Raw genomic sequence first — 14899 nt, forward strand, 5'->3', positions numbered from 1 at the left:
TCTAGTTATGTGTTGTTTAATGTCCCTCAGCTTCCCGTTCTAATAACAAGGTGACTGGACCATCATTTTCAATAGACACATTCATCATAGCTCCAAACTCACCTGTAGCGACTTTTAAACCACTTATTCGTAGTTTTTCAATAAATAACTGATATAACTTTTCGGCGGCTTCTGGAGGCGCTGAACGGTCAAAGGATGGACGGCGACCCTTGCGACAATCTCCGTACAGGGTAAACTGACTCACCACTAATAATTCTCCCCCAATATCTTGCACTGACTTATCCCAGCGTCCGCTATGATTATCCGGGTCGGGAAATAATCGCAAATCGAGACATTTTCGAGCCATCCAGTCAACTTCAGCTTCTGTATCTGTGGCTGAAATACCGACTAGCAGATTGAGTCCTTGATTAATTTTACCAACAATTTGACCATTAACTGTGACCTGTGAAGATTTGACTCTTTGGATAACAACTCGCATGGGATATTGTACAGTTAGTGATTGCTTGATGTGACTGGGAAGGTGGGCAACCATAGAAGGTTGCCACTACTATCTAATTACCTAGAAAACCCTTGACCGCGAGTTGGGGAAGGTTTACAGAAACAATTTTCAATCTGAGTTTTTAGGGTGGCTTTATCTAGGTTTTGACCAATTAACACCAGTTGGGTTTTGGGGGAACCTTTCCACTCATCATCATCAATGGAAAATCGCTTACCGCTGAGGTGAAAAATATGACGTTTCGGACTTTCATCAAACCAGAGAATTCCTTTGGCGCGAAATATATTAGCTGTTAATTGATTGTCTAAAAAGTATTGAAATTTCCGCAGGGATAGGGGGCGATCGCTTTCAAAGGAAATCGAAGTAAACCCATCATTTTCTAAGTGGTTAGAATGATGTCCATGGTCATGGTCGTGGTCATGGTCATGGTCATGGTCATGGTGGTGATGATGTTCGTGTTCATGGTCATGGTCATGGTGGTGATGGTCTGATTCTTCTGTGTGGTCAAAATACTTATCAGACTCAAATAAACCGACACTGAGAATCAAAGGAAGGGGAACTTGAGAACGTTTAGTCCTGAGAATGCGAGCATCTTTTTTCATGTCTCGGAGGCGAACTTCCAGCAGATCCACATCAGCCTCATCTACCAAATCAGTTTTATTGAGGATAATAATATCCCCATAGGCGATTTGACTCTCGGCGGCTTGACTATTAAACAAATCCAAACTAAAGTTTTCACAGTCTACCATAGTGACAATAGAATCGAGGCGAGTCATGTCTCTTAATTCCGTCCCCAGAAATGTCAAAGCCACGGGTAGCGGGTCAGCCAAACCTGTAGTTTCAACCACCATATAATCGACTTTTTCCGGGCGTTCTAGGACTTTGTAGACGGCGTTAACTAAATCTTCATTAATGGTACAACAAACACAGCCATTGCTGAGTTCTACCATAGTATTATCTGCGTCGGTAGTCACAATTAACTCGTTATCAATGCCGACTTCGCCAAACTCATTAACCAAAACGGCTGTTTTTAAGCCTTGTTGGTTGGAGAGTATGTAGTTAAGAAGGGTAGTTTTACCGCTACCGAGAAAACCGGTAATAATTGTCACAGGTAAACCGGGTTTGGGTTCGTCCATTGTCTTTTCGGTATGGGGATTGACTGCTGATTGCATAGCCCTACTGTCCAAAGTGTTAGAAACTGGAGAATCTCCAGTTCTTATTTTATCGCAATTACGGGATTTTATTTAATGAATTTGCATAATCCTCTCTCGGAGGTGCGGATAAATTCGCACAACTCCCGGACTAATTCTGAGTTTAGCTCAGATTCTAGTTTTTCGAGGGCTTGAGAAATATTGAGATTTGACCTATATAGGATTTTAAAGGCTTGCTGAAGTTCTCGGCGCTGTCCTTCGTTGAAGCCAGACCGTCGCAGTCCGACGACATTCAAACCCATGACGGTATTAGTGCTAAGGCTGCGGGTGATACAGAAGGGGGGAACATCTTTTTGGATAGCACAGCCGCCAGACATCATGGCTAATCGCCCAACTCTGGTAAACTGGTGAATGAGACAGTTACCGCTGATAAAAGCCCGATCGCCTACTTGTGCATATCCAGCTAATAGGGCTCCATTGGCAATAATCACGCGATCGCCCACTTTGACATTATGACCTACATGGGAGTTAGCCATCAATAGGCAATCATTACCCACGAGAGTCATTGAACCTGCTTTAGTGCCGCGATGGATAGTTACACCCTCACGAATTACACAATTATTGCCTATTTGGACTGAGGATGGTTCGTCCGAGAATGCTAGATCCTGGGGTGTGTCCCCCAATACTGCCCCAGCATGAACTTGGGTGCGATCGCCTAGGGTAGTTCCACATAGAATAGTAACATGGGATGCGATCGTGCAGTGGTCGCCAATTGTCACCCCTGCTTGAATATAGCTCAGTGGTCCAATTGTTACATTCTCGCCTAATGTTGCACCCGGTTCGATTATAGCTGTGGGGTGAATTGTCATCTCTCGATAGAAGGTTTGATGGGAGATGACATAATCATACCATTACTGCTCAATTGGTGAGTGAGTTAATTTGTATCTGTCATCAATCAATGATTATCGATGGGTCAGACCCTACCAGCTACCAGCTAAACCGGGTCAATGAATCATTATCAATTGTTAATTATTAATTATCAATTATTGATTAGTCAATCGATTAAATATAGTTGACAAAATTACCGAAATGTGATACATCAAAACAGCAGACAATATTGAAAGGCTAATAAACAGCTAAACATAGAGGCGGGAACAATCGTAGGGTGCGTCAGAGGGATAACCTATCGGGTCAAGGGCAAATTTTGTTCATCTGAGGCACCGCCTTTATTTAAGGCGGGAGAAATTCGCCCAATTGTCCGGTAAAATAAATTACCATATTAATCAAAACCGGAAAGGCAATTAGGTATAAAGCATGACCGCAACCACATCAAAACCAGTTTCCGCCCCCGAATTTTGTCAGGGCATCCAGTATTTTAGCGAAACATTCCCCAGATTAGAAACTTACGGCCAAAAGCCAGCCATAGCCGAGGGTACAGTGGCTATTTCTGACCCTAAAGACCCAGTAGCAGTGTATCAAACCCTGCTGTATGCGGACGCGCTGCGATACTTAATTCTACAGGTAACAGGTAGTAAAGCATCAGGACACCCAGGAGGTTTCGCCAGCCAAGCGGAAGCCTATGCAGCTTTAGTGATGCTGGGTTATAAAAATATTATTACGGAAGTGGGACACCATGCGCCTGGCTTCTATAGCGCGGTTTTCCTCGATCGCTCCTTAGAAGACATGGAAATCTACACGGTGCAACAACTGCGCGATCGCTTCCGGGAAATGCACGGACTGCTGGGGCATCTTTCCGGTTATATTCCGGGTCTACTGAACCCCGCCGGACCCCTAGGACAAGGGCAGCATTTCGCCATGGCTGCGGCTCTGTTACACAGGGACAAACTCTTCCCTTTCACCCTAGGCGATGGTGGTATGGGAGAGCCCTATCCGATGAGCAGTATGGCGCATTTTAACACAGCCTATCCTAATGTAACGAACTTCCTGCCCATATTAGTGTGGAATGGCTACAGCCAGGAACACCACAGCATGGTCTCCACTAAAACCAATGAGGAAATGATCGCCTATTGGAAAGGTAACGGCTTTAAAGAAGTCCTGCTAGTCGATGCTAAAGACTTCGACGACCAAAACCAACCGGGAGATTATGTTGATAGTACGGCTTTTTCGATTGATCGGCGCATGGCTTTCACCCAGGCGGTGATGGAAACAGTAGACAAAGCGGCTAAATCTGCCCTAAATGGTACATTGACGGTATTTATTATTAAACAACTGAAAGGGGCGGGTGTTCATGCGCGGGGTGCGAAATCCCACAATCTCTATCCCGGAGATACCCTCGACAGTCCCCATATGATTAAGGCTCTCCAGGAGCGATCGCTACCAGTAGCTGCTTGGGAGTTGGTGCGTAAAAACATTGAACGAGCAGGGGGTGGTCCGGCTTCTAAGACAGTGGTAACTGAGTTTGAGTACCCGATCGCCGATTTGGGTACACTCCCGTTAGAAGAGTATACAGTGGGCGGTGATCCGAAAGTGGCAACTACCGCTATGGGGGCGATCGTCGGTCATGTAGGCCAAAAAGACCCCCATTTTCTGGTCACAAATGCGGATGGTAACGCCGCTTCGGGTATTAACAACATTAACCAAGCCCTGAAAATTATTCACCCTACCCCTGATGATACCTATTTCCAGGGACCGAATGGACAGGTTTATGAGCCCCTCAGTGAAGACGCTTGCGCCGGAATGGCTGCAGGTTTAGCCTTAATGGGCGCACGGACTCTGTGGTGTTCCTACGAGTCTTTTGCTATCAATGGTTTACCAATTTGGCAAACTGTCACCCAGGCGATGGCTGAGTTGCGGCACCTCACCCCTTCCACCATTACCTTATTTACCGCTGGGGCTCTGGAACAGGGACGCAATGGCTGGACTCACCAACGCCCGGAAATTGAGGCTTATTTTGCGGCTATGTTACGCAACGGTAATGTTTTCGCTCTGTTTCCCCCAGATGCTAATAGTATCCAGGTCTGTTATCAGTGGGCACTCAATACTAAAAATAAGGGCATTACTATTACTGCGAGTAAGTCTCCTTTACCGATTCGTACCACCTTTGAACAAACCCGCCAAGGCTTGCGAGATGGGGCGGTGATTTTGGAAGAGGTAAAAGGTGATAAAACCGTGGTTTTTGCTGTCATTGGAGATATGACTTTAATCCCCGTTTTTGAGGCGGCGGCTTACCTGGAAACTGAGGGAATTGGTACTCGCATTGTCTCAGTGATTAACCCCCGCCGTTTGTATCGTCCTACTGATGTAGCTTGGGATACTTGTTCGGAAGCTGATGGGGATTTTATCAGTGATGAACTGTTCGAGAATTTGTTTGGTGGGGATGCTTTGATTGGGGTGACAGGCGGCGCTAGTTTGATGCTGGAGCCGATTATGTTGCGTAGTAATATCCGCCGCGATACTTTCGCCTGGAAACGGGGAGAAACTACTTCTAGTGCGGGTCAGTTGATGGCTTTTAATGGCTTGACTGCTGAGACTTTGACTAAAAGGGCGATCGAGTTAATCCACTAGGTKTAACTGGTTTTTCCTGGTGTCCGTTGGGGGGAGAGGAGTATTACAGTTTTCGGTCATTCTCCCAGACTCCCCCTGCTTCTTCCTAGGACTCGACACCGATAATGCTCTGATTGGTGTCACAATAGAATCTTGATGTAATCTGCAATTATGCTTTATGTATCTAACTTGGCTGGACAGTAACTCTTGGTTAGTGGAGATGGCTGGTAAGTCTATCCTGATTGACCCTTGGTTGGTGGGGTCTTTGGTGTTTGGTAATTTACCCTGGTTATTTAAAGGGGAAAAACAGAAAACTCGCCCCCTTCCCGATCGCATTGATGCTATCCTGTTGTCTCAGGGATTGGAAGACCATGCTCATATTCCTACTTTAAAAATACTGGATAAAAATATTCCCGTCGTCGCTTCCCCCAATGCGGCTAAGGTGGTGCGAGAATTGGGCTATACTCAGGTTCATTCTTTGCATCATCGGGAAACTTTTAAACTGGGCGCCAGCCTCGAAATTAGGGCGGTTCCCGGTTCCCCAATTGGTCCGACTTTGGTGGAAAATGGCTATGTTATTTCTGATACTACTACTCACCACAGTCTCTATTATGAACCCCACGGCTACCATTCCCCCACTTTGAAAGAATTGGCTCCCATTGATGTGGTAATTACTCCTATTATGGATTTGGCTTTACCCTTGATAGGTCCGATTATTCGCGGCACAAAATCTGCCCTAGAGTTAACCAAAATGGTACAGCCACAGGTGATATTACCAACCGCCGCCGCTGGTGATGTCTCCTATGAGGGATTATTAGTTGCGGCTTTAAAGATAGTCGGAAACCTAGAAGATTTTCGCTCTCTCATCGCTCGCCATAACCTCAAAACTCGCGTGCTTAATCCTCAGCCAGGTGAACGCTTTGCTATTGATTTATAGTTGGCTTCCCATAGAGGCGATCGTATTTTCCCCCGGCTGGAATTTCTGAAAAGTGAACCTAGATGGCCAAAAAAAATTTTTCTGGGGGGTGCGATCGCTCNTTTTTTTTTGAGAAACCCCTATCTTTTTGGGGGAGTCCGTGCTACACTATAATATAATGGGAATATTTGCGAAAATAATATTTTTGGTCGCATCCGATTATGTAACATACCCCTATGATACCCCCCTGCAGCCGCCTTGTCAACCCCTTTTCACTTGGGCGGCCGGGCCNAAAAAAAATTTTTTCTGGGGGTGCGATCGCTCTTTTTTTTTGAGAAACCCCTATCTTTTTGGGGGAGTCCGTGCTACACTATAATATAATGGGAATATTTGCAAAAATAATATTTTTGGTCGCATCCAATTATGTAACATACTCCTATGATAGCCCCCTGTAGCCGCCTTGTCAACCTTTATTCATTACTTTTTGATATACTCGATCGCAAAGCAGCAATTTTGGTGGCGAGAATGCCAGCTTGTCCGATCATCAATACCCTTGCATCCGGGCTAGGGTCATCAGTGCAAATATATAAGGATCTATGTCTCCCTCCCAGGAACAATACACCGTTAACCTAGAAGAAACCGGCGAGTTAATGATTCCCGAAGCTGTGCGGAAACAACTGAACCTGCAAGGGGGCGATCGGCTCACTTTAACCCTTGAAAAAGATGGCAGTCTGCGTCTGGTCAGTTGGCGTGAGCAGGTCCAAAAACTCCGGGGAATTTTTAAAGATATTGCAGACGGTGTAAGTCTCGCCGACGAACTGATTCGAGAACGGCGCTCCGAAACACAGCGGGACGACCAATGGTGAGTCAAAATCCCCTTGCTGTATTGGATGCTTCAGCTTTACTGGCATACTTACAAGACGAACCCGGTGCAGATGATGTTGTAGATGCTTTGCTGAAAAAAGCAGCTATCAGCGCCGTAAATTGGGCAGAAACTCTCTCGAAGCTGGCTGAACGCGGTCAAGATCCTGATGTGGTCACCACTCAATTAACAGAACAAGGTTTACTTGAGCGAGCGTTAATTATTTATCCAATAGATGGAGAGCTGGCGCGGGATATTGCCAAGCTAAGAATACCAACTCGCGCCCTGGGACTTTCTCTGGGCGATAGAGCTTGTCTGGCGTTGGCATTGAAGCTAAATTTACCCGCACTTACGACCGATCGCGCCTGGTGCAATCTCGATTTGGACATAGAAATTCGAGCGATTCGATAATTATATTAATGTGCCTCAATGTCCTGAGAATTGGGGCTATCGCATTTTTCCCCAGCCGGGAATTTCGGAAAAGTAAACCTACGTGGCCAAAAAAAAAAATTTCTGGGCGCGCCCCCGCGCTTTTTTTTTCAGAAAACCCTATCTTTTTCTGGGAGTCCGTGCTACACTATAAAATAATTGGAATATTTGCGAAAATAATATTTTGTCTAACATCCTATTATTTAATATACTCCTATCATAGCCCACTAGCGCCGCCGTGTCAACCCCTATTTACTAGGGCGGGCCATAATTTTTTTAAAAAAATTAAAAAAAGCGGCAGGTTGATCACCTAGTTAGAGCGATCGCCTAAAACCTTCCAAGTTTTGTCATCTACAACCCCGGTAGATTCTAAGCCCATAGCCAACTGAAAATCAGAGACAGCAGCCAAAGTTTTGGGGCCAAATATACCATCAACAGGACCCGGATCATGTCCAGTCAACTCTAGGCGAGTTTGCAGAGTTTTGACTTTGGAACCGCGATCGCCTTGTTTAATGAGAGTTTCTGCTATAGTCTGCTGGTGAGGATCTTTTGAGAGAGCCTGCCAAGTGCTGCGATCAACCACTCCAGTAGGTCGGAGACCCTTAGACAATTGAAAGTTAATTAGGGCTCGCTCAGTGCGGGGGCCAAAGAGACTATCTACACGACCCACAGAAAAGCCATGTACTTCCAGGCGCTGCTGTAAACCGGCTACCTGTACCCCTTGGGTTCCTCGCGCTAAGGTCATTTCCCTAGGTCGGATCTGATTTTCTTCAGGTTGATAGAAAGGTTCAGCAAAGGTAGTTTCTTCGCGAATTTCCTCATGGGGTTGATGGAAAGGTTCAGCAAAGGTAGTTTCTTCGCGAATTTCCTCACGGGGTTGATAGAAAGGTTCAGCAAAGGTAGTTTCTTCGCGAATTTCCTCACGGGGTTGATAGAAAGGTTCAGCAAAGGTAGTTTCTTCGCGAATTTCCTCACGGGGTTGATAAAAAGGTTCCGAGAAGGGACTTTGATTATCCGAGAAACGCCTGCGATCTTGAGTTAGGTTGAGAAGTCGTTCAACTTCGGACTCAGCGATCGCCGATGTAGTCCCGGACGTGGCGATCGCGGGACCTGTAAAGCCGGGAATTGCTAAAGCCATCAGGCCAGCAATGATAGCAGTTTTGATACCCATAGGACTAAGTGTGCGTGTTATGGTTTGAGGTTATAGCTGTTAGTTAAGCGTACCAGATCGTATTCTAACATCCGGATCGGTTTTCCGACAGCCTCCAACCGATCCAAAATCGCCGAAATCTCTTACTAAGTTCGCCGGGACTAGACTCATTTCTAACGTTGTAGATGCTGTTGCAATAACTCCTGGCACCTGGGTTTATAGATCAAATAGAATAAAGCCTCCAAATAGCGCATCATATCGGCGCGTTTTTCCTTAGAGACATATTTCCAGAACCCATAGACGCGGGTAAGAGTCAACAATCGAGAAGTGTGTATTTTCCAGGTATAGCTACTGTAAACCCGATCCATTCCCCGTTGAGAAATTTCATTCCAGAAACCGATATTATATTGACATCGAACCAGAAACTCATCTAACTTGGCAGCAGTCTCGTCATAGTTAGTGGGGTTAATGTAAAAGCCATTAATTTTATCTTTGATAATTTCCAGAGGGCCCCCGAATTGAGTAGCAAAGGTAGGTAAACCGGATATCATGGCTTCTAAAATAGTTAACCCAAAGGCTTCAAAGAGAGCAGGTTGGACAAAGATACCATGATGGTCAGCAATTACCCGATACATTTCTCCGGTATCAGTTTTAGAAAGTCGGACACCGAGCCAGCGGACTTTATCATAAAGATTATAGTGCTCAATGAGATGATACATCTTTTTAATTTCTTCGGCTTCTTCATAGTCGCTCGAATCTTCTACCCGGAGTTTTCCAGCAATAAAAATCAAGTTAGCTTTTTCTTGCAATTCGGGATGTTGACCATAGCACTCTACCAAACCCGTGATATTTTTAATTCGGTCTAAACGAGCGACTGAAAATAGGGGCGGCTTGGTTGGGTCAGCCAATTTACCAAACACTTGGTTAGGGTCATCTAGGTAAAAAATCAACTCTTCTAGCCGTTGGCGATCGCTGGATATGCGTTCTTCCGTGCGAGTATAGGGGAAGAAAATAGTCTCATTTACACCAGGGGGAACCACATTAAATTTAGGGCTAAATAGTTCAATACCATTGACCACATGATATAAACCGGGCATAGTATAAGACTTATAAGACTCATATTGACCCACACTATCAGTAGTGCCAATGATTTCTTGATAGGTACTGCTAATAATGAAATTAGCGGCATTCATAGCAATTAAATCTGCGGTAAATTGCAAGGAGAAATGATATTTATCATCCATATCCTGCCAGTACAAATCACTAAACACATATTTAGATTTTTCTAAAGCATGAGCCACATTACACTGAATAACATTCAGGCGTTTAGACAGCAAAAATGCGACTAAATTACCATCAGAATAATTGCCAATAATCAAGTCAGGACGACCTTGGAACTCCGCCAAAATTTCAGTTTCCGCATCAATAGCAAAAGTTTCTAGGTAAGGCCATATCTCAAACCTAGATATCCAGTTTTGGGTAACATTAGGGTTAAATTCCCGGAAGGGAACCCTGAGAATCCAGGCATTTTTAGTCCCATAAACTTTTTCTAATCGTTGATCGCAACGAGTCCCATCACTATGAGGAATTAAACGAGTTAAAATCATCACTTTCGGTTGCACCCCCAAAGCACTCAAACCGGAAAGTTTTAATTCTTCCTCCAGTTCCATTTCTAAGCTACGCGCTTGGTCTAAAATATAGACAATTTGACCCCCCGTATCAGGACGACCTAAGACTCCTTCCTGAGCAAACCAGCCATGAATAGAAACTAAAACGATACGGAAAATCATGGGAATCCGAGCGAGGAATGCTTCTAAAACTTGATGGTCGGGAGAGTCCAGAAGTTCGTCAAGTATTTCTAGGGTTTCCAAAGCGCGTCTAGCGGTATTTCCCCATCCGGGTTCAAAGCCAATTTCTTGTAATTCAAACCGGAATTTTTCGTAGGGTTCTTTGGAGGAACGTTTATTAAGTAATGAAATGGCTTTTTTGATGGCGTAGGAAAGTTGGTTTTGATTAGTGATGCGATCGTTAATCAGTAATTGTAAGCCATTATAAGAATGGAGGCTGAGAAATTGATACAGAGATTCCAGCCACTGATTAGAGTCTTGAAAGAGTTTGCTGGATAAATAGCGGTTGAGATAACGGACACCTTTACCAATATTTTTCGAGTCTCGCAGTTGGGGAGAATAGTCATAAAAGGGGCCAAAGTCTATGGCGAAAACATTGCCATCATGGGGATGGTGATGGTCTACGAAGTGATCGCGTAAATCCAGCAATTCCTGAACACTCATCACATCAACCGATAGATCAGGTCGGAGACGAAACCTTTCCTGGGTGGCTATCTGGGGACGTACAATCAAGCAAATACTTTCATTTTCGAGAATAATTTCTTGGGTATAGTAAATTAGTTTACTGAGGTGAGAACTCTCGACAAAATGAGCGGCTTTTTGAAATTTTAGGCAATAATCAGCAAAGGCTTGTAGAATATCATTGCGGAGTAAATATCGCTTCTCGGAGATTCTCAGTTCACTATAAAATTGTCGCAGATCCTGTTTCTCATCGCTCTCAATTACGTTCTGAATCAGTTCGGACATTAAAAATTCTCCTGATTAGTTTGTTGTTAATGGTGTGGTTGTCCCTAACCTAGTCTTGATTTATAGGTCTTCGTTTGCTGATCACACATCTTACCCAGTATAGATTTTGGCTGGGAAGGTTTGACAAAAATTTATGGTGATATCGTGATATGTTGATGGGTCTTATATGGATTTTGGCTATTCTCTGATTTCCCATATCTGTCAGGGAGAGGGGTCGAGGCTTAAATATCTCTCAAATGGGCGGTTATGCTAACGGGGGTGACTCTTGTTGGGACAATATACCTCGGGGGTGGGCGCTATCTCATCAAAAATGGTGAAATGATGATTTAGATCCTGATCCCCCGGGAAGGCGATCGCATTATTTCATAGAAATATGGTAGTTTTCTATGATTTAGCTTTCCCCCTTATACCTGGGTCCCTAATCTGCTGTTAGGTATAGTTATGATCCGAATTATTAGATTAATTATTATTTGTTGTACAATCTGATGGTATTTTGGTCTCTCAATCTATAAGTGATATGTCAACAATGGATTACAACAATACACCGAAACCCATCACGGGTGAAATGGATGATAAGGCTAAAGCCCGTTTGCTTCTGACATTATGGGCGTTGGGAGGAACACAGACTAAGGTTAAGAAAAGTGATCTGACCAGTAAAGTCAAACAAAAACGACAAGGTAAGAAAGTCGGGATTTATCAGGGACTCTATGAGGATCTCAAAAATGCTGGGGCGATTGAGATTCATAAAGAAAACCAAGTCCCAATGGTTTTATTAACAGAAACAGGTAAATGGATGTTGGTTGAAGCCCTACAAAATCATGAATTTGAGTTTGAGGGAACTGTGGTTGCGTCTCGGTTGGCTAATGGATTAGTTGATTTAGTTCGAGCCATAAGTCAGAGAACATCTGGGACTGATACCTAATCATATTTAGCCAAAAATTGGTAAGTTGAACTGTCTTGACTATCCCCCAACCAATGACCCTATTTCCCCCTAATCAAAACATGGGATAGATTTGAAAAACCTTCCTTGTAAATACCAGCACTCAAATCTGGATCGCCTTTCATTTCCGTGATCAAGTTTACTCCTCACACTTTCTTAAACGCGATAACGGATTCAGATCCAGATTGATGTGGTCTAATTATGAGGTGTGTCTACTAACAATCAATACACCCCTATCATGTTGCTTGAATGGAGATGTTATTGTGGCTTCGATTTGCCTTTTTTAACCATAGCACCAACTCCTCAAACAATTAAAGCTACAGTGGCTGAAGGTTCGGGGACAGATTTCTTATTATATTCTGTTTGCATTTGATGATAAACGCCACTAGCAATAATTTGATGGGCTGTGGTAGTGGGGTGGATATAATCCCAGAATAGATACTCGTGGGGGTTCTGACAAATTGTGCCTGATCTTAAGGATAGACAGCTATCAGTTACGTTGGTTAATCCAAATTCCTGAGGGTTAGCGATCGCATTATCGAATAAACTACCCACATCAAAAAAGCTAATATGGGCATTAGATAAACTTTGATTTAACCCTAATATTCCTTGCTGTAAGGCTTGATTATGTTGGATACTGAGGCTATTAAGTGCGGCTGGGTTAAAGGAATTAAAAGGGTCAACTGGGTCGAAGGGATTAAATTGGGCAATGGGTGTTTTTCCTAATTGCGGTAAATTTAGCACTAGAAAATTACGGGCTCCCACACCATACAAAGAACTTACAGCTTGCGTAATATTATTAACCGGGATATTTACATCAGTTTCCCTTCCCCCTAAATAATCATTTGCTCCCGCCCAAAGAATATATAACGCATCAGATTCGCGGATTGACCGGACATTAATAAAGGGGCAATAAATGCCTGTAATTGAGTTGATCAACCTGGTAAAAATCCAGGCGTTAAAATCTCCGGTTGTCGCTCCATTAAAGGCAAAATTTACCCCGTCAATGGGAGAGTCTGGGTCGATTAATGTAGTCGGATTTAAACCGAATTCTGAGGCTAAATAATCTACCCATAGTAATCCATTAGATGCTCGTTGCTCGAAGTAGGGTAGACCTTGAAAAATGGCTCCGCTAGTGGCTTTATAAGCGTTACCTGTATCTGATAAACTGTCTCCAAATGTATAGATTTGACTAAAGTTAAAGGTGGCGGCGATCGCTGAGGTTTCAGTAATAATACTTATGGCGATCGCACTAATAATGCTGGTAGTCAATGAGATACTTTTGTAGATGCTTTTCATAACCAGCCCTGGTGTAAATTGGGGTAATTTGTACATGGTAAGGCAACTTTAACATGATGACTCCGTGAAATTACATAGGCTGGTGTAAACTTTCAGGATGATTTTAGTAAAGGTTTGGGAAAGCCATGGTGCTGAGGTCTGGGGATAATCAATAATTACCCCCAGACAGACCTGAAATTAATGGGAATTAAGTATCTTTGAAGGAACGCATAGTTGGGAATAAAATAGCATCGCGGATACTCTGGGTATCAGTTAAAAACATAACTAGGCGGTCAACTCCAATTCCCATACCACCACAGTTAGGCATCCCCAAAGAAAGTGCTTGAATAAAATCTTCATCCATGGGGTGTGCTTCATCATCTCCGGCTTGTTTTTGAGCCAATTGTTCCTCAAATCGCTGCCGTTGATCTACGGGATCATTTAACTCGGAAAACCCGTTAGAATATTCAGTGCCATGAATAAATAATTCAAACCTCTCTACAAATCCCGGCTTAGAACGGTGTCGTTTAGCCAAGGGACTTACTTCTACGGGAAAATCAATAATAAATGTAGGTTCAATTAAGGTTGATTCTACCTTTTGGTCAAAGACAGCATAGAGTAAATATCCCAAATTTTGAGTATTTAAGTCTGTGAGTCTCACGCCGATCGCTTCAGCTTTGGATTTAGCTTCTGAGAATTCCAAGGTATCAAAATCTAAGCCAGTTTCATCTCGGACAGCTTCGACCATAGTTTTAACCCGCCAATGTTTTCCGGTGAAGGTGGGATAAATATTGCTGTAGTCATATTGGCGATCGATACTGATTTTATCTCCCTGATAATCAATCTGAGTAGACCCGCCCAAAACCTCTGTAGCCACGGCACAGATTAAGTCTTCAACTAAGGCCATAATTTGGAAATAGTCAGCATAGGCTTGATAGACTTCAATGGAGGTAAATTCTGGGTTATGGGTGCTATCAATTCCCTCGTTACGAAAGACACGACCAATCTCGAAAACCTTTTCCATACCGCCACAAACGGCACGTTTTAAGAACAATTCGGTAGCAATACGTAAGTATAAATCAATATCTAGGGCATTGTGATGGGTGATAAAGGGTCGCGCCGCCGCGCCNCCATAANTAGTCTGGAGGANGGGGGTTTCAATTNCATCAAATCCGGCATTCCATAGATAGGTGCGAATGCTGCGGATAATGCGGCTACGGAGTTTAAATCGCTGTAGGGATGTGGAATTACTAACTAGGTCTATTTCCCGGTGGCGGCGACAGAGTTCGGGGTCATTGATGCCATAGTAGGAGTCGGGGAAGGGTATGGTAGCTTTGGAGATCACGTCAAGGCGGGATACTTGAATGGAAAGTTCCCCCCGGTTGGTGCGGCAGCCACTACACTCAACTCCGATAAAGTCGCAAATATAGAGAAGTTTTTTAATTTGGTTGAATGGTAAACCTGGGTCGCCTGTGACGAGATTTTTCTCGATTTTTAGTTGAAAAGTTGCAGATTCGTCGACTCCGATAATAAAGCCAATGGTAACGCTCTCACGTTTGAAGATGATGTGCACCCCGAC

Annotated in this window: 12 protein-coding genes; 5 read left to right on the forward strand and 7 right to left on the reverse strand. The window is 43.8% G+C overall.

Annotated elements, in window-relative coordinates; translation table 11 throughout:
* Positions 1 to 16: 16 nt before the first annotated feature.
* The 3 genes from dtd to lpxA form a co-directional block, all read right to left on the reverse strand.
* A complete protein-coding gene (dtd, locus tag B9T16_RS06605) occupies positions 17 to 478 on the reverse strand; it encodes a D-aminoacyl-tRNA deacylase (protein ID WP_014277018.1) in 462 nt (153 codons plus the stop codon).
* 77 nt (positions 479 to 555) lie between these two features.
* Positions 556 to 1668, reverse strand: coding sequence for a CobW family GTP-binding protein (locus B9T16_RS06610; protein WP_410244360.1), 1113 nt, complete (start codon positions 1666 to 1668; stop codon positions 556 to 558).
* 68 nt (positions 1669 to 1736) lie between these two features.
* Positions 1737 to 2516 (reverse strand): acyl-ACP--UDP-N-acetylglucosamine O-acyltransferase, encoded by a 780-nt coding sequence (lpxA, locus tag B9T16_RS06615; RefSeq protein ID WP_006620043.1) that lies wholly within the window; start codon positions 2514 to 2516, stop codon positions 1737 to 1739.
* A gap of 445 nt (positions 2517 to 2961) precedes the next feature.
* Here lpxA and B9T16_RS06620 point away from each other — a divergent pair, with 445 nt between their 5' ends.
* From B9T16_RS06620 to B9T16_RS06635, 4 genes are all read left to right on the forward strand, one after another.
* A complete protein-coding gene (locus B9T16_RS06620) occupies positions 2962 to 5172 on the forward strand; it encodes a phosphoketolase (protein WP_410244361.1) in 2211 nt (736 codons plus the stop codon).
* 157 nt (positions 5173 to 5329) lie between these two features.
* Entirely contained in the window at positions 5330 to 6088 is a 759-nt protein-coding gene (locus B9T16_RS06625; RefSeq protein ID WP_410244362.1) for an MBL fold metallo-hydrolase, read from the forward strand.
* Between the two features lie 575 nt (positions 6089 to 6663).
* A complete protein-coding gene (locus B9T16_RS06630; RefSeq protein ID WP_410244363.1) occupies positions 6664 to 6933 on the forward strand; it encodes an AbrB/MazE/SpoVT family DNA-binding domain-containing protein in 270 nt (89 codons plus the stop codon).
* Entirely contained in the window at positions 6927 to 7340 is a 414-nt protein-coding gene (locus B9T16_RS06635) for a type II toxin-antitoxin system VapC family toxin (RefSeq protein WP_410244364.1), read from the forward strand. The genes B9T16_RS06630 and B9T16_RS06635 overlap by 7 nt, the downstream gene beginning before the upstream one ends.
* A gap of 328 nt (positions 7341 to 7668) precedes the next feature.
* On the opposite strand, the gene B9T16_RS06640 is transcribed toward B9T16_RS06635, so the two are convergent.
* Complete coding sequence (locus B9T16_RS06640; RefSeq protein ID WP_152088686.1) at positions 7669 to 8529, reverse strand: peptidoglycan-binding domain-containing protein; 861 nt, start codon at positions 8527 to 8529, stop codon at positions 7669 to 7671.
* Positions 8530 to 8681: 152 nt separating this feature from the next.
* Positions 8682 to 11102: a sucrose synthase gene (locus B9T16_RS06645; protein WP_410244365.1), complete on the reverse strand. Its 2421-nt coding sequence runs from the start codon at positions 11100 to 11102 to the stop codon at positions 8682 to 8684.
* Between the two features lie 517 nt (positions 11103 to 11619).
* On the opposite strand from B9T16_RS06645, the gene B9T16_RS06650 reads away from it, so the two are divergent.
* Positions 11620 to 12024: a hypothetical protein gene (locus B9T16_RS06650; RefSeq protein ID WP_008057218.1), complete on the forward strand. Its 405-nt coding sequence runs from the start codon at positions 11620 to 11622 to the stop codon at positions 12022 to 12024.
* 321 nt (positions 12025 to 12345) lie between these two features.
* Here the strand turns inward: B9T16_RS06650 and B9T16_RS06655 are convergent, their stop codons facing one another.
* Positions 12346 to 13341, reverse strand: coding sequence for an SGNH/GDSL hydrolase family protein (locus B9T16_RS06655; protein ID WP_006620052.1), 996 nt, complete (start codon positions 13339 to 13341; stop codon positions 12346 to 12348).
* Positions 13342 to 13528: 187 nt separating this feature from the next.
* Positions 13529 to 14899, reverse strand: a 1371-nt coding sequence (gene lysS, locus B9T16_RS06660) for a lysine--tRNA ligase (RefSeq protein WP_410244366.1), incomplete at its 5' end; no start/stop codon positions are given.

Origin of the sequence: Arthrospira sp. PCC 8006, from assembly GCF_046480465.1 — a bacterium.
In the GTDB taxonomy this organism is placed as follows: domain Bacteria; phylum Cyanobacteriota; class Cyanobacteriia; order Cyanobacteriales; family Microcoleaceae; genus Limnospira; species Limnospira platensis.